The sequence below is a fragment of the Streptomyces sp. NPDC050806 genome (assembly GCF_055586425.1).
This window is the reverse complement of the sequence record NZ_JBVJIF010000011.1, coordinates 353,820-380,095: the sequence shown is the minus strand read 5'-3', so window position 1 is coordinate 380,095 and position 26,276 is coordinate 353,820. Positions and strand designations below refer to the sequence as shown.

The following is a 26,276-nucleotide window of genomic DNA, read 5'->3' as shown; positions in this document are numbered from 1 at the left end:
CGTACGGTCGGCACGTGCTGCCCCTACGGATCGTACGGACGGACACGGGATGCCCGTACGGATCGTACGGACACCTGCTGCCCGTACGGATCGCGGCGGTGCGGGCCGTCAGGCCCTGGTGCCCTGATCGCTGACGAGCGTGCCGATCTTCTCACCCTTCACGGCGCGCGCGATATTGCCCTCTGCGAGCAGCTCGAAGACGAGGATCGGAAGCTTGTTGTCCCGGCACAGCGTGATGGCGGTGGCATCGGCGACCTTCAGGTCGCGGGTGATGACCTCGCCGTACTCGAGCGCGTCGAACTTCACCGCGTCGGGGTTCTTCTTGGGGTCGGAGTCGTAGACGCCGTCGACCCCGTTCTTGCCCATCAGCATGGCCTGCGCGTCGATCTCCAGAGCGCGCTGGGCGGCGGTGGTGTCGGTGGAGAAGTACGGCATGCCCATGCCCGCACCGAAGATGACCACGCGGTCCTTCTCCAGGTGGCGGATGGCGCGCAGCGGGATGTACGGCTCGGCGACCTGGCCCATGGTGATGGCGGTCTGCACGCGGCAGTCGATGCCCTCCTTCTCCAGGAAGTCCTGGAGGGCCAGGCAGTTCATGACCGTGCCGAGCATGCCCATGTAGTCGCTGCGGGCGCGGTCCATGCCGCGCTGCTGCAGCTCGGCGCCGCGGAAGAAGTTGCCGCCGCCGATCACGATGGCGATCTCGTAGCCGTCACTGACCACGGCCGAGATCTCACGGGCGATGGCGTGCACGACGTCCGGGTCGACACCCAGACCTCCGCCGCCGGCGAACGCCTCCCCCGAAAGCTTCAGAAGGAAGCGGCCCTTCCCCTTTTTGTGGGCTTTGTCCGCGCCGTCGGCACCGTGATTCATTGCGCTCTCCTCGTGCACATACGAAGAAGGCCATTGCCGGGGGTCTGGTCAGATCCCTGTGCGGCAATGGCCTCCTCGTCACATCTGCGGCCGGCCGGTGAGCGGCCGACTGCGTACGACCCTAGCGGGGCCGCGGGTCATTCGCTGCCCTGCGACAGGCCCGGCCCTGAAGGCCGTGGCCCGGCGGCAGGGTTTCGGCTCGACTCAGATGCCGACCTTGATGCGCGCGAAGCGCTTCAGGGTGACACCGGCCTCCTGGAGGACCTTCTCGACGGACTTCTTGTTGTCGAGGGCGTACGGCTGACCGAGCAGCGTCGCCTCCTTGAAGAAGCCGTTGACGCGACCCTCGACGATCTTCGGCAGGGCAGCCTCGGGCTTGCCCTCCGCACGCGTGGTCTCCTCGGCGACGCGGCGCTCGGCCTCGACGACGTCGGCCGGCACGTCCTCGCGGGACAGGTACTTCGGCGCGAAGGCGGCGATGTGCTGCGCGATGCCCTTGGCGACCTCGGCGTTCTCCTTGTCGAGCTCGACGAGGACGCCGATCTGCGGGGGCAGGTCGGGCATGGTGCGGTGCATGTACGCGGTCACGAAGCCATCGGTGAACTGCGCGAAGCGGTCCAGGACGATCTTCTCGCCCAGGTTCGCGTTGGCCTCGTCGACGAACGCCTGGACGGTCTTGCCGGCCTCGATCTCGGAGGCGAGCAGGGCCTGGATGTCGGCCGGCTTGGTGGCGGCGACGTGCTCGGCGATCTGCTGGGCGACAGCCTGGAACTTGTCACCCTTGGCGACGAAGTCCGTCTCGCACTTCAGCTCGACGATGACACCGGCGGTGTTGTCGTCGGCGATGAGGGAGACGACGGCGCCGTTCTCGGCGGACCGGCCCTCGCGCTTGGCGACGCCCTTCTGGCCCTTGATGCGCAGCGCCTCGACGGCCTTGTCGACGTTGCCCTCGGCCTCGTCCAGCGCCTTCTTGCAGTCCATCATGCCGGCGCCGGTGAGCTCACGGAGCTTCTTGACGTCAGCGGCGGTGTAGTTCGCCATGATCTGTGAATCTCTTCTCGAAAGTCGAAAGATCTACGGGTGAACGGCGGGGGCGGCGCTTGTGGCACCGGCCCCCGCCGTCATCATCCGATGCTGAGGTGTCAGGCCTGCTCGGCCTCGGCCTCGGCCGGCTTCTCGGCCTCGGCGGCGGGGGCCTCGGCAGCGGCCTCGGCCGGCTTCTCCTCGGCCTTGGGCTCCTCGGCCTTGGCCTCGTCGGCCTTGGGCTCCTCGGCCTTCTTCTCGCCCTCGAGCAGGTCACGCTCCCACTCGGCCAGCGGCTCGCCGGCGGCCTTCTCGCCCTTGGCCTCGGCACCACCGGAGCGGGCGATGAGGCCCTCGGCGACGGCGTCGGCGATCACGCGGGTGAGCAGGGTGACGGAGCGGATCGCGTCATCGTTGCCCGGGATCTTGTAGTCGACCTCGTCGGGGTCGCAGTTGGTGTCGAGGATGGCGACGACCGGGATGTTGAGCTTCCGGGCCTCGCCGACCGCGATGTGCTCCTTCTTGGTGTCCACGATCCAGACGGCGCTGGGCACCTTCTGCATCTCGCGGATACCGCCGAGGGTCTTCTCCAGCTTGGCCTTCTCGCGCGAGAGCACGAGAAGCTCCTTCTTGGTGAGACCGGAGGCCGCGACGTCCTCGAAGTCGATCTGCTCGAGCTCCTTGAGGCGCTGCAGACGCTTGTAGACGGTCGAGAAGTTGGTCAGCATGCCGCCGAGCCAGCGCTGGTTCACGTAGGGCATGCCCACGCGGGTCGCCTGCTCCGCGATGGCCTCCTGGGCCTGCTTCTTGGTGCCGACGAACATGACGGAGCCGCCGTGGGCGACGGTCTCCTTGACGAACTCGTAGGCGCGGTCGATGTACGACAGCGACTGGAGCAGGTCGATGATGTAGATGCCGTTGCGCTCGGTGAAGATGAAGCGCTTCATCTTCGGGTTCCAGCGGCGGGTCTGGTGCCCGAAGTGGACGCCGCTCTCCAGCAGCTCCCGCATCGTGACGACGGCCATGGCCGTTCTCCTTGTGTTTCTCGGTTCCACCGCGGCCGGGCGGCCGCTGTGCCTGACGCCCCTGCGCGCCTGCCTGCACGGGGGCTCCGGCAAAAACCGGGACACCTGTTCAGGACCGAGGGACGCGGCCACCGTGTGCGCTGCGTCTCCACTGCGCTTCGCGTGAAGCACGGGGAGTGACGCGCTGGTGGCGGGGCGTGCGAAGTCGACCCGGTCGCCCGGATCGCCACAAGAAGTGTACGGGAACGCCGAACCACCTAGCGACATGCCGCCGGAAGGGGGCGGGAGGGCGAGGACCGGGCTGCGAGGCGCGGGCTGCGGGGCCCGAGCTGCGCGGGCTCCGGACGGCGCGGGCTCCGGACGGCGGGACGGGTGCTCCGCACTCGCACGGGTGCGGGACGGCTACTGATCTCACTACTCGCACGGATGCGGAACAGCGGCTGCTCCCACACTCACACGAGTTACCGACTTGCACACACCAGGACCGTCGTCCACAGCCTTTGACCAAGATCCCCCGACCTCGGCCTGCATCCGCCACGGTCAGCTCATGCGCCAGTCACACCATCCCTCCCGCCCCCGCCCTTCCTGCTCCTCCTGCTCCTTGTGCTCCTCTACAGCTAGCTGCCGCTCGGCATCCCGTGCCGACCGGGGCACCGCGGGTAGTGCGGGTAGTGCGGGTAGTTCAGCCAGTGCGAGTAGTGCAGGCAGTGCGGGTACGACCGCTCACGCCCTCACCTGGGCCATCGGCTGCGTCGCGGGATGCGTCATCGGCTTTGTGTTCCTGGTCGGGCCCGCTCCCTTCCCCGCTCCGCCGCCTGCGGTGGCGGATGCCCGCGGCCCTCGCGCTCCGACCGCCGACCGACCCCCCTCGGAGGGGCACACCCCCAGCGGAACGTCCGCAACCCGCGCCTGGCCGGTCTCCGGCATAACAGGCGCGCGCCCCATCGTCTTGCGCCCCTGGTTGCCTCCGCCCACCCCTTGGGCGGCCGGCCACCGCGGCGTGGACCTCGCCGCACGCTCCGGAGCGACCGTACGAGCAGCCGCCCCCGGCCGCGTCACGTTCGCGGGCAAGGTCGCCGGCCGCGGCGTACTGACCATCGCCCTGTCGGGCACCGGCCGACCACCGCTCCGTACGACGTACGAGCCGGTACGCCCCACGGTCCGCAAGGGCGCCCGTGTCAGAGCGGGACAGCCCGTCGCCGTCCTCCAGTCCGGCCCGTACCACTGCGACGCCGCCTGCCTCCACTGGGGCCTGCGCCGCGGCCGCGCGTACCTGGACCCGCTCTCCCTCCTCCCGCCGTCCCTGCTCGCGAACGCCGCACCCCGCCTGCTCCCGGTCTTCCCCGTGCCCGAACCCCCGGCCGAGCCCCCTGCCGACAAGACCCGACCCCCACCCCTCTCCCCCACAGCAACCGCCCTCGCCCCCAACACCGACCTCGCCACCATCACCGCAGCCATCGCACTCGCAGCAACAGCAACCTGGTCCCACACCCGCCTACGCCACAGAAGAGCCACCGCCACCGGAGAGAACCGAAGAGAACCCAAGAGACCCGAAGGGAGGTAATGACCTTGTAGCCACTGGATACGTACGGCACGGCGACCAGCCCTGACCAGGGCATCCCAGCAACGGCGCAAGCGCGACCGACGTCGAGCGCGAAGACCGCTCAGCGCCGAGAGGGGCCGGAGAGGAAACGGCTGGCGCTGAGCAGGCGCGGCCGACGCTGGACACGGGCGCAGCCCCCTTCGGGCGCGGACGGGGTCAGGGCGACATTCGAGCGCTGAGTCAGCCCCCTCGGACGCGGACACGGACGCGGCGATCTTCCAGCGCGGACGCGGCCCCCCGAGGCCGCGAACGTGCCCAGCGCTGGAGGGGCGCAGCCAACCGTGATCGTGGAAACAACCGACGCCGAGCCCGGGGCACGACCGGCGCTGGAGCCGGTGCACGGCCGACATCGGAGCCTGGCTACGGCTACGGCTACGGCCAAGGTTGGAGTTTGGCTACGGCTACGGCCGACGACCGGACGAGGTCACGGCCGATGCTGGGCCCTGAGCAAGACCGATGCTGGGCCCTGCGCGAGACCGAAGCTGGGCCCGGGTGCGGCCGACGTGAGCGCGATCGTGACTGGAGGGGCAAGGCCGACCAGGGCCCGGGTACGGCCGACGTGGGCGCGACCGTGACTGGAGAGGCAAGGCCGCCGGCGCGTGCTGGGCCGAGTCGGGCCGGGCCGAGCGGGTTGGACCGAGCCGAGCTGGGTTGGACCGAGCCGGGCTGGGTTGGGCTGGGCTGGATCGACTCGGAGGTGGTGGAGGAGGGGGGCGGGGGGCGGGGGGGCCGGGGGAAGCGGGAGAGTCAGCCGCGGACGCCGCGGAGGGTCATTGCCACCGCCGCCTCCGTGATCTCCGTCGGGTCCTCCGCCGCTCCCAGTTCGATCCGGCGGACCGCGGCGTCGACGACGCCCTGCAGGAGCATCGCGGCGAGCCTCGGCTGCTCGTGGCCGAGCGCTGCCAGGGCCTCGACGATCATGGCGATGAGGCCGCCGTGCGCGGCGCGGATCTTCTCGCGGGCGCCGGCGTCCAGCTCGCCCGCCGAGATCGCCACGACAGCGCGGTGCCGGCGGTCGCCGACGAGGGCGAGCTGCTGCCGTACGTACGCCTCGATCTTCTCCTCGGGCGTCTCGACGCGCTCCATCGCGGCTTCGACCTCCGCGGCCCATACCGGGAAGTCGACCGCGCAGAGCTCTTCGACGACGGCGGCGCGGGAGCGGAAGTACTCGTACACGGAGGAGCGCGCGAGGCCCGTTCGCTCGGCGAGGGCGGGGAAGGACAGGGCCTCCGTACCGCCTTCGGACAGCAAGGTACGAGCAGCGTCCAACAGGGCGTCGCGCTGCATGGTCCGGTGCTCGGCCACTGAGGCCGCTCGAATCCTGGGCACGCCACCACTGTACGGATGCGTCCCCGGCAGTGGCACTCCGCGGCACGGCGTAAAGCGTGGCGCGCCGCATCAGCGGTGGTCAGCGGCCCACGTCGGCGAGCTTGGCGCGCAGCTGGAGGACGGACTTGGTGTGGATCTGGCTGACCCGGCTCTCGGTGACGCCGAGGACGTTGCCGATCTCGGCGAGGGTCAGCCCTTCGTAGTAGTAGAGCGTGACGACGGTCTTCTCGCGTTCGGGGAGCGTGTTGATGGCCCGGGCGAGCAGTCGGCGGAGTTCGCGGTCCTCGGCGATCTCGACCGGGTTCTCGGCGGCCGTGTCCTCGAGGGTGTCCATCAGGCTCAGCCGCTCGCCGCTCTCGCCGCCGGCGTGCAGCAGCTCTTCGAGGGCGACGACGTTGGCCAGGGACAACTGGCTGAAGATGGCGTGCAGTTCTTCGAGCGCGATGCCCATCTCCGCGGCGACCTCGGCTTCGGAGGGGGTGCGGCGCAGCTGCGCTTCGAGCGTGGCGTACGCGCGCTCGACGGCCCGTGCCTTCTGGCGGACCGAGCGGGGAATCCAGTCCAGGGCCCGCAGTTCGTCGATCATCGCACCGCGGATGCGGGTGATGGCGTACGTCTCGAACTTGATGGACCGTTCCGGCTCGAATTTCTCGATGGCGTCGATCAGCCCGAACACACCGCTGGAGACAAAGTCGGCCTGCTCGACGTTGGGCGGCAGGCCGACGCTGACGCGGCCCGCGACGTATTTGACCAGCGGTGAGTAGTGCAGGATCAGCTGCTCCCGCAGCCGTTCGTCGCCCGTCGCCTTGTAGGAGCGCCAGAGCTCCTCTAGCGAGGTGGGCGCTGCCGGGCGCACGCTGCCGCGGGCGGCGGGAGGTACCGCCGCGCGGTCAGACCCGGAAGTGTGCTGGGGCATTCGTCGCCTTGAGCCGTTCTGCCGAGACGCTGGTGAAGAGGTGCGTGAGGGTCGGGTGGTCCGTGGAGGGCGGATGCCTTGCGAGCGTAGCGTGACTACGCCGTCGCAGTGTGCGATCAGAGCGTGTTCGGGAGTGCGCAGATTCGTCCGGTAGTCCGCACCCTCGGATGACGGCGGGCGACTTCGCAGTCGTCCACGCGAAACTCGCAAAGATGCATTCTGCGGTCATCCCTCTCACCTTTTCACCCGTTCGCCCCAGGTCAAGGACCGCCTCGCCGGTAACCTCCCGCCGGACGGCCGCGGGGAGGCAACTCCCAGCGAGATCCGCATCTTTGAACGAATCCGAGCGCCTGGAGTTCGAAGAGCTTCGCTTGGGTCACTTCCAGAGCCGTACCCGCATCACGGGCGATCTGGCGGATGTCGGCCGTCCCTCGTACGGGAAGCGCTTCGAGCAGGCGTGCGGCCGTCGGGTCCAGCAGGTCGCGCGCCAGGACCGGCCCGCGCCGTTCGGGGGCCAGGTCGCCGATGCTGCCGACCAGTTCGACGACCTCGGCCGCGTCGGCAACCACCGCGGCCTCGCCTCTGAGCAGTTGGTGGACGCCGGCCGACAGGCTGCTGGTGACCGGGCCGGGCACGCCCATCGTGAACCGCCCCAGCTCGGCGGCCCTGCGGGCGGTGGCCAGCGATCCGCTGCGCAGCGCGGCCTCGACGACGACCGTGCCCCGGGTGAGGGCTGCGATCACGCGGTTGCGCTGGATGAATCGGCTGCGGGTCGGATGATCACCGGGTGGTAATTCCGCGATGATCAAGCCCTGTTCGGCGATGCGTCCGAGCAGTTCGGTGTGTCCGCTCGGGTAGACGCGGTCGACACCGGAGGCGAGGACCGCGACGGTCGCGCCGCCTGCCGCCAGTGCGCCCCGGTGGGCGGCGCCGTCCACGCCGTACGCGGCTCCGGACACCACCGACCAGCCGCGTTCGGCGAGCCCGGCGCCCAAGGTGGCCGCCACGTGTGCGCCGTACTCCGTGCAGGCGCGGGCGCCGACGAGGGCGACGGAGCGCAGGGCCCACAGACGGAGGTTCGCGGTGCCGCGTACCCATAGGCCTACGGGGCGGGCATCGCCCAGGTCGTCCAGCTGGCGGGGCCACTCGTCGTCACCGGGGCAGAGGAACCTGCCGCCGAGCGCGGCGGCGGTGGCGAGGTCGGCCTCGGGCGACGCGCGCTCGGCACGTAACCGCAGGCCCGCCACCTTTGCCGCGCCGACGCCTTCGGGCGGGTCGTCCGCGCCGAGGAGTGAGCGCCAGAGGGCGACCGGGCCCCTCCGCCGCAGCCATCCCCCGGTGACCTCGTCGCCCGGTTCCAGGACGCGGGTGAGGGCGGCCCGGGCCAGGCGCTCCGGCTCGGGCTCGGGACGTGTGCCCGCGTCCGGGCCGTGCCTCCCGCCTGTGTCTCCGTCTCCCGATGCACTGCCGAGGAGGGTCATGATCGGCTCACCGCCAGGGGGACGCCGCGGCGCACGCCGGTGCGCAGTTCCAGGGCCAAATCGACGTCCTCGGCCGTCGGCCGGTCGCGGCCCGCGAGGTCGGCCGCGGTCCAGGCGACGCGCAGTACACGGTCCAGGCCGCGTGCGGTGAGCAGACCGTTCTCCAGGTCACGCTCGGCCTGGACAAGTGCCCCCGGGGCGACGGACCACCGGGTGCGCAGCTCGTGCCCTGGAACTTCGTTGTTCGTGTGCCAGGGCGTGCCCTCGAAGCGGTGGGCTGCGCGTTCTCTGGCGGCGCGGATCCGGTCGGCGACGGTGGCGGTGGATTCGCCTCGCGTGCCCGCGACCAGTTCGCTGCGGGCGACCGGCTCGACGGCGATCCGCAGGTCGATCCGGTCCATGAGCGGCCCGGAGAGCCGGGCGCGGTATCGGGTGATCGAGGACGGGCGGCACTCGCAGCCACCCGCTGCGGTGCCGTAACGCCCGCAGGGACAGGGGTTCGCGGCCAGGACCAGCAGGAAGGACGCCGGGAGCCGCATCATTCCGGCGGCGCGGGCGACCACGACGTGGCCGGCTTCGAGGGGCTGGCGCAGCGCGTCGAGCACCTTGGCGCTGCATTCGGCGGCTTCGTCGACGAACAGGACACCGCGGTGGGCGAGGGACACCGCGCCGGGGCGGGGCAGTCCACTGCCGCCGCCCACGAGGGAGGCCATGGTGGCGGAGTGGTGCGGTGCGCAGTACGGCGGGCGGCTGACCAGCGGCTGGCCGGGCGGAAGCATGCCCGCCACGGAGTGCACCGCGGTGACCTCCAGTGACTCCTTGGGCGAGAGGGGCGGCAGAAGTCCGGGGAGCCGTTCGGCGAGCATGGTCTTGCCGGCGCCGGGCGGTCCCTTCAGGAAGATGTGGTGCCGCCCGGCGGCGGCGATCTCCAGGGCGCGCCGGGCACCGTGCTGACCTGCGACTTCCGCGAGGTCCGGCGGTCGCCCCTCGGGAGGCGGCCCGGCGCAGGACCCGGCCCCCGGGACGACCAGTCCGGCGAGCAGCGGGTCCGGGCGGCCGGGCTCGTCGCCTTCGTCCTCCTCCTCGGGGACGGGCCCGTCGGTGAGGACGGCGATGAGCTGGCGCAGGCTCCGGACGCCCAGGACGGAGACACCAGGGACGAGCGAGGCCTCGGCGGCGGTGCGCTCGGGGACGACGACCTGGCGGTATCCCGCGTCGGCGGCGGCGAGGACGGCGGGCAGCACGCCGCGTACGGGGCGCACCCGGCCGTCGAGACCGAGTTCGCCGATCATGACGAGGTCGGTGAGTTCGCGTGGGTCGATGAGTTCGGCGGCGCCCAGGACGGCGCAGGCGACGGCCAGGTCGAAGCCGCTGCCGCCCTTGGGGACGGAGGCCGGGCTGAGCCCGACGGTCAGCTTCTTCTGCGGCCACTCGGAACCGGAATTGACCACGGCGGCGCGCACCCGGTCGCGTGATTCGATGAGGCTCTTGTCGGGGAGGCCGACGAGGGTGAAGGCGGCGACGCCTGGTTCGAGGTCGGCCTGTACCTCGACGACGACGCCTTCCACGCCGACCAGGGCGACGGAGCAGGTACGGGCGAATCCCATCAGGTCACCCCCCGTACGTGGCTCACGACGGGCGCACCGCGGGTGGGGAGCTGCACGCCGATCACGTCGATGCGTACGCCGCCCGGGGGCGGGCCGCCGTGCGCCGCGGTCCAGTGTTCCGCGAGGAGGCACAGGCGGCGGGCCTTGGTCGGCGTGACGGCTGCCATGGGGTGTTCGTACGGGCCGGTGCGCCTGGTCTTGACCTCGCACACCACGAACGCGTCGGCGTCGGCGGCGACGATGTCGATCTCTCCGAAGCGGCAGCGCCAGTTGCGGTCGAGGATGCGCATGCCGTGGGCCGTCAGCCACCTGGTCGCGAGGTCCTCGCCGTACCGGCCGAGGCCAGAGCGGCGGCCACCCGCTCGGGCGCGGCCGTCCGGGCCACCCCGGCGCCGCGGGCGCTTGCGCCGTTTCCTCGCCGAGCCGGCCGCTCTTGTAGAGCCAGGACCTGCCCGGCCCGATCCGGGGTCTGTCCGGTCCGGCCCGGGGTCTGTCGTACCGCTTCCGACCGGGGTGTTCTCTGCTGTGGCGTTCATCCGGCACCACCTCCGGCACCGACAGTGACGCCTCAGCCGCCAAGTATTGGATCTTGGTGGACAACCCGGCGGCTGTGCATAACCCCGTCACCCATGGGAGGGAACGAGGCCCCTCCGCGGCCGATCACGCGGAAACGGTCATTCAGCCGCTCGGCAGTTCGAGGTCGCTCTTGTTCAGCTCCTCGATGTTCACGTCCTTGAACGTGAGTACGCGCACTTGCTTCACGAACCTGGCGGGGCGGTACATGTCCCAGACCCACGCGTCCGCCATGGAGACTTCGAAGAAGACCTCACCCTGGACGGAGTGCACCTGCATCTCGTAGTCGTTGGTGAGGTAGAACCGGCGCTCGGTCTCGATCACGTATTTGAACAGTCCGACGACGTCTCGGTACTCCCGGTAGAGCTTCAGCTCCATCTCGGTCTCGTACTTTTCGAGGTCCTCGGCGCTCATGGCAGATCCCCTTCAGCCGTGCGTCCCCCTATTGTGCGTCAGACACTCTCGGTCTCCAGGACCACCGGCGCACTAGGGGGTCCTTCGTCGAGCAGTGTGCGCAACAGCTCGGCGAGTCTGGTCGGGTACACCGTCTCATGGGATGCGGAAAGTTCCGCCACCGTCCACCATCGCAGACCCGCCACGCTGCGCCGTTCCAGCTCCGTCAGGCCGCTCAGCCGGGTCGCCGTGCTCCGTGTACGCGCCAGGTAGAACCACTCGTCCTGGTCCCAGCGCCGCCCGTCGAACGGGAACGAGCACTCTCGCCGCCACAGCACGGGGCCGAGTTCCGCGTCGGTGATCCCGGTTTCCTCGGCGAGCTCCCGCAGGGCCGCCTCCTCCCGGCTCTCGGCGCCCTCCAGGCCGCCGCCCGGCGTGAACCACCAGGTCCGCGATGGTTCGTCCGGTTCGAATCCGTGCATCAGCAGGACCCGGTCCTCGGGGTCGAGCAGGATCACCCGGGAGACGCGTCGCTGCGCCGTGCCCGTGGGTGTTCCGGTCTGCTCCTCCATGCCGGTGTCCGCCTCAGACACGCGTTCGCCTCCTCCGGTTCGCGATCGGCCCGTAGGCCGCTCCCCCCAGTATCAGCACCGCGCCGGCCACGATGGCCACCATGATGGGCCGCAGGGGGCCGGGCTGGGAGATGCCGCCGGGCAGGTCGGAGAAGGTCGTGGGCCGGTCCAGCATGCCGAAGCTGCTGATCGGCCAGGCCTCGGCGTCCACCCGGGCGTCGACCGCTCCGCGCGGCACGGCGCCGTGATCGCCGTCCGTGAGGTGCACCCGCGAGTCCATGGAGTCGCTGCGGTGATCACCGAGGAGGAAGAGCTGTCCCTGGGGGACCTTGGCCTTGAAGCCGACGGGCGAGGCCGGGCCGCTGCCCTGGAGATACGGTTCCTCTACGGGCTTGCCGTTGATGGTGAGCTTGCCGCCCTTGTCGCAGCAGGCGACCTTGTCGCCGCCGACCCCGACGACCCGCTTCACCATGGGAACGTCGCCCCACACGGAGTCCTGGAAGACGACGATGTCGCCGCGGCGCACTTCCGAGCCGTCCACCTGCTGCGCCAGAACGCGGTCGCCGGCCCCGATGGTGGGCGCCATCGAATCGGTCGGCACGGTGTAGGGCCGGTAGAGCACCGCGCCCCATATGAATCCGCCGAGGAACAGCACACAGCCGAGGGCCACCGCCAGCCCGGACAGCACACTGCCCGCGGTCCGGACGTGGCCGTCCCCCGTACGCACCCTGGTCCCGCTCATCCCGCGCTCCTGCCCCGCGGGCGAGCCCCGCGTCGAAGATCCGGGACGGCACATTACCTGGGGTTACGCGCCCCAGTCAGCCTCCGGCCGACGGCCCGATCCGGGCATCCCGGACGCCGTTGCGCAACGTCCGCCGCACATCGACGGTCCGTCCGCCGGAAGCACACACATCCCTCACCTGCGGGCTGTGCGGTCAGCCGTCGCGGGGCTCCTTGCCGGTCGCGCCCACGGCCACGTTCGCCGGCAGCTTGGCGAGCACCCGCCGGCGCCGCCACAGGACGATCGGCACCGCGCCGGCCAGACCCAGCGCCGCCGGCGCTGCGGCCATCGCCTGATTCAGGGCCGGCTGGTCGAAGGTGTCCGGCACCGGGAGCAGCGACCAGCGGTTGATCGGCCAGGCGATCGTGAACGCGCGGCCCACGACCTCGTCCTCCGACACCGTGCCGTTGCCCTTCAGGTCCTGGTGGTAGCGCGAGTCCAGGGAGTCCTGGCGGTGGTCGCCCATCACCCAGATCCGGCCCTCGGGGACCTTGAGGGGACCGAAGGGCTTGTCGCCGCACGGGGTGTTCCCCGCGAAGAGGTACGAGTCCTCCTTGAGCGCCGTGCCGTTGACCTTCACCGGACCGGTGCCCTTGCACTCCACCGTGTCGCCGCCGACCGCGATGACCCGCTTGATCAGGTCCTTCTCCTCCGCGGACGGCATCAGGCCGATCCAGCTGAGGACCTTCTGGACCGGATTGGGCGTCGGGGTGGGCACCTCGTTCAGCCAGCCGCCCGGGTCGTGGAACACGACGACCTCGCCGCGCTCCGGCTTCGAGCCGAACCACGGGGTCAGCTTGTCCACCAGCACCCGGTCGCCGCGCTGCAGGGTGTTCTGCATCGAGTCTGACGGGATCGAGAACGCCTGCACCAGGAAGGTCTTGATGACCAGCGCCAGGGCCAGCGCGATGAGAATGAGGAGCGGCAGCTCCTTCCAGAAGGAACGCGGCTTTTTCTCCGTCGTCACGCCGCCGTTCTCCTCTTCCCTCTCCTGTCGCGCGTCCCGCGGCTGCTGCTCCTGATGCGCCGCGTCCGCCTCGGGGGACCTACCGCGCCCCTCTGGTTCTTCGGGCTCTTCGGTTCCGGACCGTGCGCCGACCGCCAAGTCCCCCACATTCACTCCTTACTCCAAGCCGCTGCCTGCTCGTCAAACGGTGCAGGCCCACCACTCCCATAACGAGCGGGAGTTCCGCAGGGGTCGGGAGTACGGTCAAACCTTCGGGTGACAGCCTATGCGGCACCGATGCCTGCGTCGCCGGTGCACCCGGCGCGTCGCGCACAGAAGCGTACGTATCGGGTTCTTCCAGGCGTCGCCAGTGACCGAACGGCCAGGCGATCACGACAGCGCGGCCGACGACACTGCTCTCCGCCACGGTGCCGCGGTACGGCTCGTCCAGGTGGTAGCGGGAGTCGGCGGAGTTGGACCGGTGGTCGCCCATCATGAAGAGCCGTCCGGTCGGCACGGTGACCTCGAACTTCAGCTGCGAGGGCGGGTTGCCCGGGTGGATGTAGGGCTCGCTCAGGGGCGTGCCGTTGACGGTGACCCGGCCGTTCTTGTCGCAGCACTTGACGGTGTCGCCGCCGACCGCGACCACGCGCTTGATCAGGTCCTGCTCGTCCGCGGACGGCAGCAGCCCGATGAAGGTGAGCGCTTCCTTGATCTGCTTCACGCCCACCGGGTCGTCGGCCACGGTGGTGCGCTCCCCCGCCAGCCAGTGGTTCGGGTCCTTGAAGACGACCACGTCCCCGCGCTGCGGCTCCGAGCCGAACCACGGGGTCAGCTTGTCGACGAGCACCCGGTCGCCGATCTTGATGGTCTGCTCCATGGAGCCCGACGGGATCACGAAGGCCTGTACGAGGAAGGTCTTCAGAACCAGCGCGATCGCCAGCGCCACCCCGATCAGGATCGGGATCTCCTTCAGGTACGACCGTTGCCTGCGCCTCTTGATGCGCTTGGCCTGACGCCTCCGTTCGGCCCGGCCGCCCGTGGCCGGCAGGGTCGTACGCGTCGCCGAGCCGCCCGTCCGGACGTCGGCCCCGTAGGGGTCGGCACCGGGCACCCCGAAGTCGTGCGTCCCCGCCGCTCCGATGTCGTGCGTACCTGCCGCCCCGGAGGTGTACGCGTCCGTGCCGCGCTCTTCTTGTGGTGCGCCTTCCCGATGGTGTCCGTGGCGCGGGCGCCCTCTGTTACCCATGCGCCCCTGCCGGGTCCGGTATGCCGTCGAACGCGTGAGCCCCCTTCAGGGACGTCCAGCGGCCCACGGGCCAGCCGATCCAGTCGGCGCGGCCGATCACCTTGTCCAGCGGTACGGTGCCGCCGCCCGGGTCTCCCAGGTGATCGCGGGAGTCGCTCGACCTGGCGCGGTGGTCACCCATGACCCACAGCTTCCCTTCGGGGACGACCACGTCGAAGGGCACGTCCGAAGCGCTGTCCCCGGGACGGAGATAGGGCTCGTCCACCGGTTTGCCGTTCACCTTGATCCGCCCCCGTTTGTCGCAGCAGGTCACCCGGTCCCCGCCGACGCCGATCACGCGCTTGATGTAGTCAGTCTCCGCGGCCGGTACGAGTCCGACCGCGGCACCGGCGCCGCGCAGCAGCCCCGTCACCGGGTTGCCCGCCGGCGCCTCCTGAACGAATGAGCCGGTGCCGTCGAACACGACGGCGTCCCCCCGGCGGGGCTCATCGCCGAACCGGTACGCCAGCTTGTTCACCAGCACCCGGTCACCGACCTGGAGCGTGTTCTCCATCGAGGAGCTGGGGATCAGGAACGGCTGGACGACGAAGGCGCTCAGCAGCCCCACGAACGCCAGACAGGCCAGCACCAGCAGCGCGGGCCCGCGCCGCAGCAGCGGACGCCTCTCGGCCTCCTCACGGCCTTCCTCGCGGCGCTCCCCGGGCTCCTCCGTCGCGCCCCTGCCGGCCGCACCGGCAGGCCTCTCGCCGGCCCGCTGCCGCCGCCGGAGAAAACGCGCGGAGCGCGACCCCTGCTCCGCCCCCTGGTCGGGGGCGGGAGAGGAGTCGCGCTCCGGAAGCGTTGAAGGCTGTGCGTCGGTGTCCATCGAGCCCAGAGCCTAACCGGCCGGGCCGTAAGGACACCGTACGGCTGGTCAGCTCTCGCGCTTCTCCTTGATCTTGGCGGCCTTGCCGCGCAGCTCGCGGAGGTAGTACAGCTTGGCGCGACGGACGTCACCGCGGGTCACGACCTCGATCTTCTCGACGATCGGGGTGTGCACCGGGAAGGTGCGCTCGACGCCGACGGAGAAGCTGACCTTGCGGACCGTGAAGGTCTCGCGCACGCCGGCGCCCTGGCGGCGGATGACGACGCCCTTGAACTGCTGCACACGGGAGCGGTTGCCCTCGATGACGCGGACGTGGACGTTGACGGTGTCACCCGGGCGGAACGCGGGGACGTCGCTGCGCAGCGACGCAGCGTCGACGGAGTCGAGAAGGTGCATGACCTACTGCTTTCTTCGCTGATGCCACAGGTCATCAGCGGGATTCGTGATGATGTTTCGGAGACCGAACCAGAGCGTTCGGGTGCCGGTCCGCCGGGCGGGCGTCGTTCCCCCTGTGGCAGGGGCGCACGCCGGACGCACAGCAGCGGCCTATTCTTCCACGGGCTCGGTCGTCCGCCCAAATCGGCCGTCCGGCCCGGATCCCCACCCCAGGATGGAGAGGATTTCGCGGTCCTTCTTGTCGAACGCGGCGGGGTCGGCGCGCTCGATCAGGTCCGGGCGGTTCCGGTCCGTACGGCGGAAGGCCTCGTCCCGCCGCCAGCGGGCGATCTTCCCGTGGTGGCCACTGATCAGCACCTCGGGGATGCCACGGCCGCGCCACTCCGGGGGCTTGGTGTAGACCGGCCCCTCCAGGAGGTCGGCCATCGCCCCGGGGGCGAAGGAGTCGTCCTGATGAGAGGCCGCGTTGCCGAGCACTCCCGGGAGCAGCCGGGCGATGGCCTCGACCATGACAAGTACGGGGGCCTCGCCGCCGGCCAGCACGTAGTCGCCGATGGAGACCTCACGGACGTCCAGGCTGTCGCCGTACTCCTCGATGACGCGGCGGTCGATGCCTTCGTAGCGGGCGGGGGTGAACACCAGCCAGGGCTTCTCGGACAGCTCGACGGCGAGCTGCTGGGTGAAGGGCCGGCCGCTGGGCGTCGGAACGACGAGCACCGGCTTGTCCTCGCCCTCCGCCGACGCGATGACCGAGTCCAGCGCCTCGCCCCACGGCTCGGGCTTCATGACCATGCCGGGGCCACCGCCGTACGGGGTGTCGTCCACGGTGTTGTGCTTGTCGTGCGTGAACTCGCGCAGGTCGTGGATGCGTACGTCCAGTTGGCCACGGGCCCGCGCCTTGCCGACCAGGGAGACGTTCAGCGGTTCGAGGTACTCGGGGAAGATCGTGACGACGTCGAGGCGCATGTCAGGCGTCCTCACCGCGCGAGGGCTGATCGCCTTCGGGGGCGCGGTCCTGCTCGGACGCGCCGGTCGAGTCGGCACCGTCCGCCGTGTCCCGGCTGGAGACGACCTCGGCCCGGTCCTCGTCCAGCAGCCCCGGCGGCGGGGTGATCACCGCGCGCTGCTCCTCCAGGTCGATCTCGGGCACGATCTCCGTGACGAACGGGATCATGACCTCGCTGCCGTCGGGGCGCTCGACGACCAGCAGGTCGTGGTACGGCAGGTGCGAGACCTCGGTGATGCGGCCGACCTCGGTGCAGTCCGCGGTGACCACGTCGAGGTCGACGAGCTGGTGGTCGTAGAACTCCTCGGGGTCCTCCGGCATGACCTCGGGGTCCACCTCGGCGATCAGAAGGGTGTTGCGCAGCGCCTCTGCGGCCGTGCGGTCCTTCACACCCTCGAAGCGCAGCAGCAGCCGCCCGCTGTGCACACGACCGGTCTCGATGGTCAGCGGGCCGGTGGACGCGGGGTCGGTGGCCAGAACCGCGCCCGGCGCGAGCCTCAGCTCGGGCTCGTCCGTGCGCACCTCCACCGTGACCTCGCCCTTGATCCCGTGGGCACGCCCGATCCGCGCGACAACCAGCTGCACGATTGCGCCTTGCCCTTTCTTTGCGGCTGAGCCGCCGCCGCTTTCGCGGAGGTGGTCCTCGCCATCGTGGTTCCTCAATTGATGGTTGCGGTCGGCCGAATGCCGCCGCAAACCGGCACGGGCCGGGACGGGCCGAAGCCCACCCCGGCCCGTGCCGGTGTTCCGATGCTCAGCGGACCTGGTCCACGTCGACGAGGTCGACGCGGATGCCGCGGCCGCCGAGGGCACCCACGACCGTACGCAGAGCGCGCGCGGTGCGGCCGTTGCGGCCGATCACCTTGCCGAGGTCGTCCGGGTGGACCCGGACCTCCAGGACGCGCCCACGACGCAGATTGCGCGAGGCGACCTGCACGTCGTCGGGGTTGTCAACGATGCCTTTTACGAGGTGCTCAAGAGCCTCCTCGAGCATGCTCAGGCCTCGGTCGACTCGGACTTGGCCGTCTCGGCCTCGGCCTCGTCCGCCTTCTTGTCAGCCTTCTTGGCCTTGGGGGTGATGGCCTCACCCTTGGGCTCGTCACCGGCGTCCTTGGCAGCGGCCTCGAAGAGGGCGCGCTTGTCGGCCTTGGGCTCGGCGACCTTCATCGGGGCCGGGGCGGGCAGACCCTTGAACTTCTGCCAGTCACCGGTGACCTTGAGGATGGCCGCGACGGGCTCGGTCGGCTGTGCGCCGACACCCAGCCAGTACTGGACGCGCTCGGAGTCGACCTCGATGCGCGAGGGGTTCTGCACCGGGTGGTACAGGCCGATCTCCTCGATGGCCCGGCCGTCACGGCGGGTGCGGGAGTCGGCAACGACGATGCGGTAGTGAGGCGAACGGATCTTGCCCAGACGCTTCAGCTTGATCTTGACTGCCACGGGAGTGGTGTCTCCTGGTGTTGACGTGGTTGGGCACAACGAGATGCCACGTGGGGTTGCGGTACCCGAGTGCCCGATGGACGCGTCAGCCGGAGGAGAGAGGGGTCCTGTGCGACTGTCGAGTACAGCTAGCCATTGTGCCATACGAGCGTGGGGCGGCCGACCTCGGGCGCCTCGCCACCGCTCCCGCCGGGCGGGACCGCACCCCGCCCCTCGGGGCCTCGGCCGGCCGCGGGTGTCGCGGAGCGGCCGGCCTGGGCACCTCGGTCAGCCGACCGCGGCCACCTCGGGGATACGGAACGGCTTGCCGCAGCCGCCGCACATGATGGGGGCCTGGGCGAGCACGGAGGGGACGACCCGGACGTTGCGTCCGCAGTCGCAGACGGCCTTGACCCGTACGCCGCCACCGGAGGAGCCGTGCCGCGCCGCCGGGCCGCGGAAGCTCCGGCTGCTGTCGGCAGCGGTGGCGACGGTGTGCGCCTTGAGGGCTCTGCCGAGCCGCTCGATGGTGGGGCGGTACCGCCTTCTGGCCTCGGGGTTGAGAGTGACCAGGGAGAAGCCACTGCTGGGATGCGGCTCGTCCGCGTGGTCCAGGCCCAGCTCCTCGGCGATCGCCAGGAATCGGCGGTTGTGGTAGCGACCGGCGCGTGAGGTGTCGCGGACGCCGCGGGAGGCGGCGATGCCGTGCACGGCCTCATGGAGCAGCCGTTCGAAGGAGAGGTCGGCGCCACAGGCGGACGAGGACTCTCCGATCAGGGATTCGGGCGCGGCCAAATCCGGCAGCTCGGGATGGTGCCGTTGAATGTCGGCCCAAGCGAGCGCCAGCTCGGCGGCGAGAACAGGTGTCGTGCTCACGTCGTGACAACGAGCCGGTGCCGCTCAGTGTTCCGATTCCGGGGCATCCCAAATAATTTGCACGTACCGGTCAGTTTCCGCTCATGCGCCGCACGGAGGGCGGGTGCGCAGTTCTCCGGAGGAGACGCGCACCGGGTACCTGGTCGGCACGTATCGGGGCGTACGTCCGGCGCGCTACCGGGGATGGACGGCACCGGGGCTTCTTCGTGCCCGGCATCCCACGAGTCCCGAGGGCGCGGCCTCGCCTCGACGACGACCGCTGATCACCGCGATGCTACCCGTGGCGTCGCGGCCGTACGGAACCACCCCGTCCACGGCACCCCGGACGCCCTACGGCCGGGGGTACGAGAGGGCGTACGCCACCCGGGTGACGGCCGTAACGAAGCGCCCGAACGGCGCAGGACCACAGTCACCTCCGCGTCCGCCGCCTGCCGGGTGGCGCTCGGAGGGCGCAAACGGGGGCGCGCGGTAGACAACCGGGCGCAACCCCTGGACTCTGGGATCGATGGGGGGTTGTCTGGATCGGGGGGCACAGCGCAACAAATCGGGGGCGGAAGACCATTTCCCAAGCTCGGGCTCTCGGCGAATAGGGGCGCTTTCCATGACACCCACGCTCGTACAGCACGGCCTCCAGCGTTCCGGCCCTTCTGGTCACCCGGTACCGGGCGGCTCCGGTTCGGGGGCGCGCGCCCGCGACTGGGCCGAAATCCAGGAACGGATGCTGGTGCCGCTGTACGAGGCCGTTTACCAGCGCCTGGACGTCGGTCCGCACACCCGGTTGCTCGCGCTGGGCTGCGGTTCGGGGCTCGCCCTGCTCATGGCGGCCACTCGTGGCGCGCAGGTGAGCGGGGTGGACGAGGACGAGCCGCGGCTGCGGCTGGCCCGCGAGCGGCTGACGCCCCAGCCGGAGGCGAGCGCGGCCTCCGCGGGGTCCGCCGCCCGCCTGGCCCGCGGCGGGCCGGAGCGCATGGACGCCCCGGAGCGGGGCCGCTTCAACATGGTGACGGCGTTCCATCCGGCGGGCTGCGCCGGCAGCGCCGAAGGGCTGGTGTCCTCCCTGCAGACGGCGACGACGCTCGCCGAACGCGGCAGTCCAGTGGTGCTCGGCGGCTGGGGTCCGTTCGAACGGTGCGCGACGGCCGGCGTACTCCGAGTGGCGCAACGCCTCGCGGATCCGTCCGTCTCCCTCGACCGGACGGCCTCGCCCGGAGCGGGCAGCTGGCGGCCGAGCGGCCGGGACGACCTGGAGGAGTTGGCCGAGCGTGCGGGGCTGCGCCCCGACGGCTCGGGCCGGGTGGCCTGCCCGTTCGGGTACGCCGACATGCCGAGCGCGATGCGCGGGCTGCTGTCGACGGGCATGTTCGACGCCGCTCTGGAGGTCGCCGACCCGGCGCAGGTGGAGAAGGAGCTGTCCGAGGCGCTGCATCCGTACCAGCGCGCGGACGGCACGGTGTGGATGCCGAACGTCTTCCGCTATCTGATCGCCCGTACGCGCTGAGCGCGGCCCTTCCGCAAGGCCGGTGACGCGCCGGGCGCACCCTGTACCCAACGCCGGTTGCTCTGCCGACGCCGGTTGCCCTGCCGCAGCCGCGGAAGGGGGCGGGCGTCGTTCGCCGGGGCCCACGGCACGGCGCCGACGAGCAGCCGGGCCCTGCCCCGCCCTCGCGCGTACGCCACCTTTCCCGCCGCACACACTCGCGCGGGAAAACACCTTGGCAAAATCCAGAATCCTGGTTACTGTCATTTGCGTGAACAGTGTCGACGAGCGGTTCCTCACTCGCAACGGACTGGCTGCCCGGCAGCTCGCGGTCCTGCTGCTCAATCATGACGAGGACACCCGTCTTCCACGCGTCCGCGACTTCGCCGAGGAGCTCGGCGTGGGCAACGGCACGGTCCAGGCCGCCCTCCAGATGCTGGAGGAGGCCGGTGCGATCGAGACCGTCGCCCGCGGGCACCTCGGCACCTTCCTCGTGCGGGCCGACCGCAACATACTGTGGCGCCTGTCCGGACTGGGCACACTGCTCGCCGCCATGCCACTCCCCTATTCACGACGGTACGAGGGTCTGGCCACCGGGCTGCGCACCGCATTCGAAGGCGCCGGCGCCCCGTTCGCCATCACGTTCATGCGCGGTGCGGCCACCCGCGTCGAGGCCCTGCTGGCGAGCAAGGTCGACCTGGTGGTGCTCTCCCGGTTCGCCGCCGACCGGTTCCTCGACGAACTCCCGCTGGAGCTGGTCGCCGATCTCGGCCCGGCCACGTACGTCGGCGCGCACGGCCTGCTCCTGCGGCACGGCGTCGATCCGGAGACGCCGGGACTGCGCGTGGCGGTCGACTCCGCGTCCGAGGATCTCCGGATGCTGGCCGCGCGCGCGTTCGTAGGGCGCGACGACATCCAATGGGTGGAGTCCTCCTACATGCAGCTGCGGGACCTGTTCGCACGCGGCGAGGTGGACGCCACGGTATGGAATCTCGACGAGGCTCAGGACCACCTCGGGCCGGATGTCGACGTACAGCCGCTGGGCGATGAGATCACCCGCGATCTGGCGCTCCGCAACTCCAGCGCCGCACTCATAGGGCGTGCGCAGAGTGCGGGAGCCCTGAGCGCGGTGCGGGACGGGGTGGATCTCTCGCTCGTCACCGATCTGCAGAGGGAGGTACTGCGCGGCGAGCGCATGCCCTCGTACTGACCTCGGAGCGGCGGCACCACGGAGAAAACGGTTGCCGCCACCCCGCATCGGGCGTGGTCTCTGTCACTGCCACGCCCGACACCCACCGAACAAAGCGTCAACCAGAGCGAGCTTCACTCACTCATTCGAAAAAGAGCCCCCACGACTCTCGTCAATATCCAGAATCCTGGTTACTGTCGATAACGCGGACACCTCACGCATCGCGAGGAAAGGACGGCCCATGGAAGACAGACTCGCCCTCCGGATCCAGCTCTTCCGGGAGAGCGGACAGGCGCCTCAGCAGGTGACGCGCTTCGTCGAGGAGGAGCTGACCGCCCTGGCCGCCGAGGGACACACCGTCACCGAGGACACCGCAGGGATGCTGACCAGCCATCTCGTGATGGCCCTCACCCGGCTGCTGAACGGCGAACCCATCGAGCAGTTCCTCACCGACGAGGAGGTGGCGGCGGAGCTCGCCGGGCATCCCGACGCCGTCGAGCGCGCCCGGGCCATCTCCTTCCGCGCAGAGAAGGAGCTGGGTGCCACGCTGCCCGACTCCGAGATCAATTTCCTGGCGATGCATCTCGCCGTACTCCGCAAGAACGCCGTCAGAAGGGACGCGTCATGACGAAGATCCTCACCGGTGGTGTCGGCAAGGCCGACGTCGCCAAGACCGTGAAGCAGCTGGCCCTGGACGGCGTGGACGTCGTCGTCTCCAGCGACATGGACGCGGCGATGAAGCTGCGCGCCGGACAGGCCGACTACTACCTCGGCACCTGCCACACCGGCGCCGGAGCCTCGCTCGGTGTCCTGCTGGGTCTGATGGGCAGCGCCGCCTGCCACACATTCGGACGCTCCGTGCCCACCGAGGACGAGGTGGCGGCGCTCATCGGTGACGGGAAGAAGGTCTTCGGCTTCGGCATGGACCAGATCGACGTCGTCGCTCCCGTCATCGCCCGCGCCATCGCGGCCCACGGCGCCTGAACCGCACCCGGCATTGAGGAGTGAGCCGTGAGTGGGAATCTCGCCGCCGCAGCCGCCGGCAGCACAGACCTCAGCCTGTCTCTGCCGCAGCAGCTGACCGTCATCGTCCTCTGCGCGCTGACGGCCTTCATCTCGCATCTGGCCCTGGCCGTCTTCAATGACGGCGTACGCCCCTTCATGCTGGACTTCATCCAGGGGCGCACGACCCGCAGCGCCACCACGGCCGTGTCGTTCGGGCTCTCCGCGGGCTTCATCTTCGGGCTGGGCGCGCCGATGGCGCTGTCCACCGGGGTGCTGAACCCGTGGCTGGTCTTCCTGCCCACCGACATCCTCGGCATCCTCTCGCCGAAGAAGTGGCTGGCCCCGATCCTCGGCGCGGCCTGGGGCGCGGTCATCGTCTTCGGTCTGAACGGCGCCAACAGCCTCGCGCACGACCTCCCGGTCGACTTCCTCACCGCGATGCAGCAGATGTCGACGCCGATCCTCTTCCTCTTCACGCTCTTTCCGGTGCTGGCCATCACCAAGCAGTTCGGCAGGATGCGCGGCGCCATCGCGGGCGTCGTCGAACTGGTCCTGGTCGTCGCCACGATGAAGCTGTGGCCGAACGTCTTCGCCGGTGCCATCGCCATGGCGGTGGGCGTGCTGATGCTGATCGCGTTCGCCGTCTCGAAGGACCTGCGGGAGCGCAGGGCGGAGCGGGCCGAGCGGATCGCGAACGGCGACGACGCGGCGGAAGCGGTGTCGGGCGACGACGATCCGATGGCCTCGCTGTTCAGCGCGAGCGCGACCCGGCTCCGTAAGCACCTGCCGCTGTTCATGCTGCTGGGTGCCGGGGTCTGCCTGCTGGCCCAGATGCACATCTTCGGCGGCGGCGAGGCGACCAGCTTCCTGATCGCCAAGGGCGACTACAGCGGTGCGGCGCAGGTGGACTTCTACCGTGTCTTCGGCTTCGTTCCGCTGATCGCCACCACGGCGCTGGCCTCGGGCGCGTACGGCATCGCCGGCTTCACCCTGGTCTACCCGATCGGCTATCTCCTGCCGAACCCCTGGCTGGCACTGATATGCGGCGCCGTCGTCTTCGCCGTCGAGGTGCTGGCGCTGTCCTGGATCGGCCGGGTGCTGGGCAGGCTGCCGTCGGTCCGGGACTCCTCGGAGCACCTGCGCGGCGCGATCAGCGACTCCCTTCAGCTGGCCATCCTCTTCGGCTCGCTGATGGCGGCCAACGCCATGGGCGGCGGCCTCGGCATCCTCATCGTCGGCGGCCTCTACCTGCTGAACGAGGCGATGGGCCGGGTCGTGGTCCGCATGGCAGCGGCACCCGCAGCCGTGATCGTCGGCGGCATCGCCCTCAACGTCCTGTACTGGCTGGACCTGTTCACACCCGTCAAGGGCGGCTGACGCGGCCGGCACGCGGCTCGCGGGGGCGGCGGCATACGAGAAACGGGGCGGACCGGTCGTCCGGCCGAGGCCCCGGAGGCCAACGACCGGTCACCGGACCAATGGTCGGCCCTCAGACCAACGGCCAACCCCCAGACCAACGGTCGGCCCTTAGGCCAACGGTCGGTCCCCGCAGCCGGCACTCCGGCAGGAAGGAAGCAAGGCAGCACCATGCACGACATCCGGACCGTCACCGGTCCCCTCTCCCCCGCCGCCGTGCGGGGCCCCGCGCTCGCACACGAGCACCTGGCCCTCGACCTGCGCCGGGACGCCGACCGGGCAGCGGTGCTCGACGACGCCCACGCCGACGCGGTCACGCGCGAACTCACCGGGCTGCGCGAGGAGTACGGCCTCGCGCTGGTCGTCGAGCTGACCTGCCGGGGCATGGGCCGCGACGTGGCGGCACTGACCCGGATCGCCCACGGCTCCGGCGTGCCGGTCGTCGCGGCCACCGGCTGGTACTACGAGCCGTTCCACCCCTCGGAGGTCGGCGGCGCCGGCGTCGAGGAGCTGACCGGCACGCTGGTACGCGAGATCACCGAGGGCATCGGACCGGAGCGGGTGCTGCCCGGCGTCATAGGGGAGGTCGGGAGCCACGGGGAGCGGCCGAGCGAGCCGGAGGTCCGTACGCTCACGGCGGCCGCGCGGGCGGCGGTGTCCACCGGCCTGTCCGTGGTCACGCATGCGCAGCTCGGCCGGGGCGGCCCCGCCCAGCTGGCCCTGCTCACCGCCGAGGGCCTGCCGCCGCACCGCGTCTGCATCGGCCACCAGGATCTGCTGGACGACCCGGGCGTGCACCGGGAGCTGGCCAAGCAGGGCGCGTACGTCGCGTTCGACACGGTGGGCAAGGAGAGCTACCAGAGCGACGCGACCCGGCTGCGGCTGCTGCTCGCGCTGCTGGAGGCCGGGCACGCGGACCGGGCGCTGCTCAGCTGCGACGTCTCCCGCCACGGCTACTTGCGGGCCGAGGGCGGCCAGGGCTACGGCCATCTGTTCCGGTCCTTCCTGCCGCGGCTCAGGGCTGCGGGAGTGGACGACGACACGATCGACCTGATGACCCGCCGCAATCCGCTCCGCTTCCTGGCCGGCGCGCGCACCGAGGAGGTGGCCTGAGATGTCCGTGGAGGAACACCGGTTGCCGGAGACCTTCCCGCTGCCGACCGTGCCGCTGGAGGACGCCGTCGCCCGCCAGTACCGGCTGATGGAGTGCGTCGCGCGGCACTTCGAAGGGGAGCGGCTCTTCGAGGCGGACGCCGGAGTCGTCCCCGGACTCGGCCGGCCGCGTACGACCGCCAGGGTGGAGGCCGTGCTCGCCGACTTCTTCGGCGCCGAGGCCGCCGCCCTCGTGCAGGGCGCGGGCACCGGGGCGATCCGGGCCGCGCTGTCCTCGGTGCTCGGCGCGGGCGACCCGTTGCTCCTGCACAGCGCGCCGGTCTACCGCACCACCGCCGTCACGCTGCGGGGCCTGGGCGTGGCGGTGACCGAGGTGGACTTCAACGACCGTGCGGCGCTGGCGGAGGCGCTGGCGAGCGGGCGGTTCACCTGGGCCTACGTGCAGCACACCCGGCAGCGGCCGGCCGACTCCTACGACCCCGGCGAGGTGCTGGCGGCCTGCCGTGCGGCGGGTGTCCGTACGGTCGTCGACGACAACTACGCGGTCATGCGGGTTCCGCGGAGCGGGGTCGAGCTGGGCGCCGACGCCTCCTGCTTCTCGCTCTTCAAGCTGCACGGCCCGGAGGGCGTCGGGGTGGTGGTGGGCGCCGCCGACCTGGTGGCGCGCGTGCACGCGGACAACTACTCCGGGGGCGGCCAGGTGCAGGGGCACCAGGCACTCGACGCGCTGCGCGCTCTCACCCACGTGCCGGTGATGTGGTCGCTGCAGTCCGCGGTGGGCGCGGAGGTGGCCGAGCGGCTGGCGGCCGGCGAGGTCCCCGGCGTCGCCGAGGTCCGTATCGCCAACGCGCAGGACCGCTGTCTGCTGGTGCGACTGGACCGGCCGGTGGCGCGCGAACTGCCCGCCGTGGCGGCGCGGTACGGGGCGGCGCCCTACCCCGTCGGGTCCAACTCCCGTTACGAGATCGCCCCGTTGTTCTACCGCATGTCGAGCTCGTCCCTGGAGGCCGCGCCGGGGCTCGCGGAGTGGACCGTGCGGATCAATCCCATGCGCGCCGGCGCGGACCTCGTCCTGGACATCCTCCGCCGATCGCTGCACGACCTTCGTGAGACACACGACCTTCGTGAGACAGGGGACTGACC

The 26,276-nt window shown here is 70.8% G+C and carries 28 protein-coding genes; 8 read left to right on the top strand and 20 right to left on the bottom strand.

Features of this window, described 5'->3' with window-relative positions; genetic code table 11:
• Positions 1-108: 108 nt before the first annotated feature.
• From pyrH to rpsB, 3 genes are all read right to left on the bottom strand, one after another.
• On the bottom strand, positions 109-873 hold the full coding sequence (gene pyrH / locus ACZ6WH_RS33340) for a UMP kinase (RefSeq protein ID WP_361556314.1): 765 nt from the start codon (positions 871-873) through the stop codon (positions 109-111).
• Positions 874-1,077: 204 nt separating this feature from the next.
• Complete coding sequence (tsf, locus tag ACZ6WH_RS33335; protein ID WP_469733154.1) at positions 1,078-1,914, bottom strand: translation elongation factor Ts; 837 nt, start codon at positions 1,912-1,914, stop codon at positions 1,078-1,080.
• A gap of 101 nt (positions 1,915-2,015) precedes the next feature.
• Complete coding sequence (gene rpsB, locus ACZ6WH_RS33330; RefSeq protein ID WP_469733152.1) at positions 2,016-2,921, bottom strand: 30S ribosomal protein S2; 906 nt, start codon at positions 2,919-2,921, stop codon at positions 2,016-2,018.
• A gap of 961 nt (positions 2,922-3,882) precedes the next feature.
• Here rpsB and ACZ6WH_RS33325 point away from each other — a divergent pair.
• On the top strand, positions 3,883-4,485 hold the full coding sequence (locus tag ACZ6WH_RS33325; RefSeq protein WP_469733150.1) for a peptidoglycan DD-metalloendopeptidase family protein: 603 nt from the start codon (positions 3,883-3,885) through the stop codon (positions 4,483-4,485).
• Between the two features lie 786 nt (positions 4,486-5,271).
• Here ACZ6WH_RS33325 and ACZ6WH_RS33320 read toward each other — a convergent pair.
• The 17 genes from ACZ6WH_RS33320 to ACZ6WH_RS33240 form a co-directional block, all read right to left on the bottom strand.
• Entirely contained in the window at positions 5,272-5,811 is a 540-nt protein-coding gene (locus tag ACZ6WH_RS33320; protein ID WP_361556606.1) for a TetR/AcrR family transcriptional regulator, read from the bottom strand.
• 121 nt (positions 5,812-5,932) lie between these two features.
• Entirely contained in the window at positions 5,933-6,769 is an 837-nt protein-coding gene (gene whiG / locus ACZ6WH_RS33315) for an RNA polymerase sigma factor WhiG (RefSeq protein ID WP_432859196.1), read from the bottom strand.
• Between the two features lie 260 nt (positions 6,770-7,029).
• Positions 7,030-8,250 carry a DNA-processing protein DprA gene (gene dprA / locus ACZ6WH_RS33310; RefSeq protein WP_469733148.1) on the bottom strand — a complete coding sequence of 407 codons (1,221 nt, stop codon included), beginning with the start codon at positions 8,248-8,250 and terminating at the stop codon, positions 7,030-7,032.
• Positions 8,247-9,857, bottom strand: a complete 1,611-nt coding sequence (locus tag ACZ6WH_RS33305; RefSeq protein WP_469733146.1) for a YifB family Mg chelatase-like AAA ATPase — start codon at positions 9,855-9,857, stop codon at positions 8,247-8,249. The genes dprA and ACZ6WH_RS33305 overlap by 4 nt, the downstream gene beginning before the upstream one ends.
• A complete protein-coding gene (locus tag ACZ6WH_RS33300) occupies positions 9,857-10,162 on the bottom strand; it encodes a YraN family protein (protein WP_432864754.1) in 306 nt (101 codons plus the stop codon). The genes ACZ6WH_RS33305 and ACZ6WH_RS33300 overlap by 1 nt, the downstream gene beginning before the upstream one ends.
• Before the next feature lie 373 nt (positions 10,163-10,535).
• Positions 10,536-10,844 (bottom strand): DUF2469 domain-containing protein, encoded by a 309-nt coding sequence (locus ACZ6WH_RS33295; protein WP_003993268.1) that lies wholly within the window; start codon positions 10,842-10,844, stop codon positions 10,536-10,538.
• Positions 10,845-10,882: 38 nt separating this feature from the next.
• A complete protein-coding gene (locus ACZ6WH_RS33290) occupies positions 10,883-11,395 on the bottom strand; it encodes an NUDIX hydrolase (protein WP_432864751.1) in 513 nt (170 codons plus the stop codon).
• A gap of 13 nt (positions 11,396-11,408) precedes the next feature.
• Complete coding sequence (gene lepB / locus ACZ6WH_RS33285; protein ID WP_469733144.1) at positions 11,409-12,137, bottom strand: signal peptidase I; 729 nt, start codon at positions 12,135-12,137, stop codon at positions 11,409-11,411.
• 193 nt (positions 12,138-12,330) lie between these two features.
• Entirely contained in the window at positions 12,331-13,290 is a 960-nt protein-coding gene (lepB, locus tag ACZ6WH_RS33280) for a signal peptidase I (protein WP_432859188.1), read from the bottom strand.
• Positions 13,223-14,371, bottom strand: a complete 1,149-nt coding sequence (lepB, locus tag ACZ6WH_RS33275) for a signal peptidase I (protein ID WP_469733142.1) — start codon at positions 14,369-14,371, stop codon at positions 13,223-13,225. Before lepB (ACZ6WH_RS33275) ends, lepB (ACZ6WH_RS33280) begins: the two co-directional genes overlap by 68 nt.
• Positions 14,364-15,236, bottom strand: coding sequence for a signal peptidase I (gene lepB, locus ACZ6WH_RS33270; RefSeq protein WP_469733140.1), 873 nt, complete (start codon positions 15,234-15,236; stop codon positions 14,364-14,366). Before lepB (ACZ6WH_RS33270) ends, lepB (ACZ6WH_RS33275) begins: the two co-directional genes overlap by 8 nt.
• Before the next feature lie 48 nt (positions 15,237-15,284).
• A complete protein-coding gene (gene rplS, locus ACZ6WH_RS33265; RefSeq protein ID WP_361556245.1) occupies positions 15,285-15,632 on the bottom strand; it encodes a 50S ribosomal protein L19 in 348 nt (115 codons plus the stop codon).
• A gap of 150 nt (positions 15,633-15,782) precedes the next feature.
• Positions 15,783-16,598, bottom strand: coding sequence for a tRNA (guanosine(37)-N1)-methyltransferase TrmD (gene trmD / locus ACZ6WH_RS33260; protein WP_469733138.1), 816 nt, complete (start codon positions 16,596-16,598; stop codon positions 15,783-15,785).
• 1 nt (position 16,599) lies between these two features.
• A complete protein-coding gene (rimM, locus tag ACZ6WH_RS33255) occupies positions 16,600-17,223 on the bottom strand; it encodes a ribosome maturation factor RimM (RefSeq protein WP_469733136.1) in 624 nt (207 codons plus the stop codon).
• 169 nt (positions 17,224-17,392) lie between these two features.
• Positions 17,393-17,632: an RNA-binding protein gene (locus ACZ6WH_RS33250; RefSeq protein ID WP_030267150.1), complete on the bottom strand. Its 240-nt coding sequence runs from the start codon at positions 17,630-17,632 to the stop codon at positions 17,393-17,395.
• A gap of 2 nt (positions 17,633-17,634) precedes the next feature.
• Positions 17,635-18,078, bottom strand: coding sequence for a 30S ribosomal protein S16 (rpsP, locus tag ACZ6WH_RS33245; protein ID WP_030267147.1), 444 nt, complete (start codon positions 18,076-18,078; stop codon positions 17,635-17,637).
• Positions 18,079-18,345: 267 nt separating this feature from the next.
• Entirely contained in the window at positions 18,346-18,933 is a 588-nt protein-coding gene (locus ACZ6WH_RS33240; protein WP_432859181.1) for a hypothetical protein, read from the bottom strand.
• Positions 18,934-19,534: 601 nt separating this feature from the next.
• Between ACZ6WH_RS33240 and ACZ6WH_RS33235 the strand changes: the two genes are divergently transcribed.
• From ACZ6WH_RS33235 to ACZ6WH_RS33205, 7 genes are all read left to right on the top strand, one after another.
• The gene (locus ACZ6WH_RS33235; RefSeq protein WP_469733133.1) at positions 19,535-20,431 is read left to right on the top strand and encodes a class I SAM-dependent methyltransferase; all 897 of its coding nucleotides are present in this window, start codon (positions 19,535-19,537) and stop codon (positions 20,429-20,431) included.
• Between the two features lie 250 nt (positions 20,432-20,681).
• Complete coding sequence (gene yhfZ / locus ACZ6WH_RS33230) at positions 20,682-21,620, top strand: GntR family transcriptional regulator YhfZ (protein WP_469733131.1); 939 nt, start codon at positions 20,682-20,684, stop codon at positions 21,618-21,620.
• 220 nt (positions 21,621-21,840) lie between these two features.
• A complete protein-coding gene (locus tag ACZ6WH_RS33225; RefSeq protein WP_469733129.1) occupies positions 21,841-22,227 on the top strand; it encodes a PRD domain-containing protein in 387 nt (128 codons plus the stop codon).
• Positions 22,224-22,583: a DUF2620 domain-containing protein gene (locus tag ACZ6WH_RS33220; RefSeq protein ID WP_432859173.1), complete on the top strand. Its 360-nt coding sequence runs from the start codon at positions 22,224-22,226 to the stop codon at positions 22,581-22,583. Before ACZ6WH_RS33225 ends, ACZ6WH_RS33220 begins: the two co-directional genes overlap by 4 nt.
• A gap of 27 nt (positions 22,584-22,610) precedes the next feature.
• The gene (locus ACZ6WH_RS33215; RefSeq protein ID WP_469733124.1) at positions 22,611-23,981 is read left to right on the top strand and encodes a YhfT family protein; all 1,371 of its coding nucleotides are present in this window, start codon (positions 22,611-22,613) and stop codon (positions 23,979-23,981) included.
• A gap of 210 nt (positions 23,982-24,191) precedes the next feature.
• Positions 24,192-25,133: a phosphotriesterase family protein gene (locus ACZ6WH_RS33210; RefSeq protein ID WP_469733122.1), complete on the top strand. Its 942-nt coding sequence runs from the start codon at positions 24,192-24,194 to the stop codon at positions 25,131-25,133.
• A 1-nt stretch (position 25,134) separates the two neighbouring features.
• The gene (locus ACZ6WH_RS33205) at positions 25,135-26,274 is read left to right on the top strand and encodes an aminotransferase class V-fold PLP-dependent enzyme (RefSeq protein WP_469733120.1); all 1,140 of its coding nucleotides are present in this window, start codon (positions 25,135-25,137) and stop codon (positions 26,272-26,274) included.
• Positions 26,275-26,276 lie beyond the last annotated feature (2 nt).

Coding starts and splice junctions, on each gene's coding strand:
- pyrH (WP_361556314.1), bottom strand. CDS start 873: ATGAATCACGGTGCCGACGGCGCGGACAAAGCCCACAAAAAGGGGAAG.
- tsf (WP_469733154.1), bottom strand. CDS start 1,914: ATGGCGAACTACACCGCCGCTGACGTCAAGAAGCTCCGTGAGCTCACC.
- rpsB (WP_469733152.1), bottom strand. CDS start 2,921: ATGGCCGTCGTCACGATGCGGGAGCTGCTGGAGAGCGGCGTCCACTTC.
- ACZ6WH_RS33320 (WP_361556606.1), bottom strand. CDS start 5,811: ATGCAGCGCGACGCCCTGTTGGACGCTGCTCGTACCTTGCTGTCCGAA.
- whiG (WP_432859196.1), bottom strand. CDS start 6,769: ATGCCCCAGCACACTTCCGGGTCTGACCGCGCGGCGGTACCTCCCGCC.
- dprA (WP_469733148.1), bottom strand. CDS start 8,250: ATGACCCTCCTCGGCAGTGCATCGGGAGACGGAGACACAGGCGGGAGG.
- ACZ6WH_RS33305 (WP_469733146.1), bottom strand. CDS start 9,857: ATGGGATTCGCCCGTACCTGCTCCGTCGCCCTGGTCGGCGTGGAAGGC.
- ACZ6WH_RS33295 (WP_003993268.1), bottom strand. CDS start 10,844: ATGAGCGCCGAGGACCTCGAAAAGTACGAGACCGAGATGGAGCTGAAG.
- ACZ6WH_RS33290 (WP_432864751.1), bottom strand. CDS start 11,395: ATGGAGGAGCAGACCGGAACACCCACGGGCACGGCGCAGCGACGCGTC.
- lepB (WP_469733144.1), bottom strand. CDS start 12,137: ATGAGCGGGACCAGGGTGCGTACGGGGGACGGCCACGTCCGGACCGCG.
- lepB (WP_469733142.1), bottom strand. CDS start 14,371: ATGGGTAACAGAGGGCGCCCGCGCCACGGACACCATCGGGAAGGCGCA.
- lepB (WP_469733140.1), bottom strand. CDS start 15,236: ATGGACACCGACGCACAGCCTTCAACGCTTCCGGAGCGCGACTCCTCT.
- rplS (WP_361556245.1), bottom strand. CDS start 15,632: ATGCACCTTCTCGACTCCGTCGACGCTGCGTCGCTGCGCAGCGACGTC.
- trmD (WP_469733138.1), bottom strand. CDS start 16,598: ATGCGCCTCGACGTCGTCACGATCTTCCCCGAGTACCTCGAACCGCTG.
- ACZ6WH_RS33250 (WP_030267150.1), bottom strand. CDS start 17,632: ATGCTCGAGGAGGCTCTTGAGCACCTCGTAAAAGGCATCGTTGACAAC.
- ACZ6WH_RS33235 (WP_469733133.1), top strand. CDS start 19,535: ATGACACCCACGCTCGTACAGCACGGCCTCCAGCGTTCCGGCCCTTCT.
- ACZ6WH_RS33225 (WP_469733129.1), top strand. CDS start 21,841: ATGGAAGACAGACTCGCCCTCCGGATCCAGCTCTTCCGGGAGAGCGGA.
- ACZ6WH_RS33220 (WP_432859173.1), top strand. CDS start 22,224: ATGACGAAGATCCTCACCGGTGGTGTCGGCAAGGCCGACGTCGCCAAG.
- ACZ6WH_RS33210 (WP_469733122.1), top strand. CDS start 24,192: ATGCACGACATCCGGACCGTCACCGGTCCCCTCTCCCCCGCCGCCGTG.
- ACZ6WH_RS33205 (WP_469733120.1), top strand. CDS start 25,135: ATGTCCGTGGAGGAACACCGGTTGCCGGAGACCTTCCCGCTGCCGACC.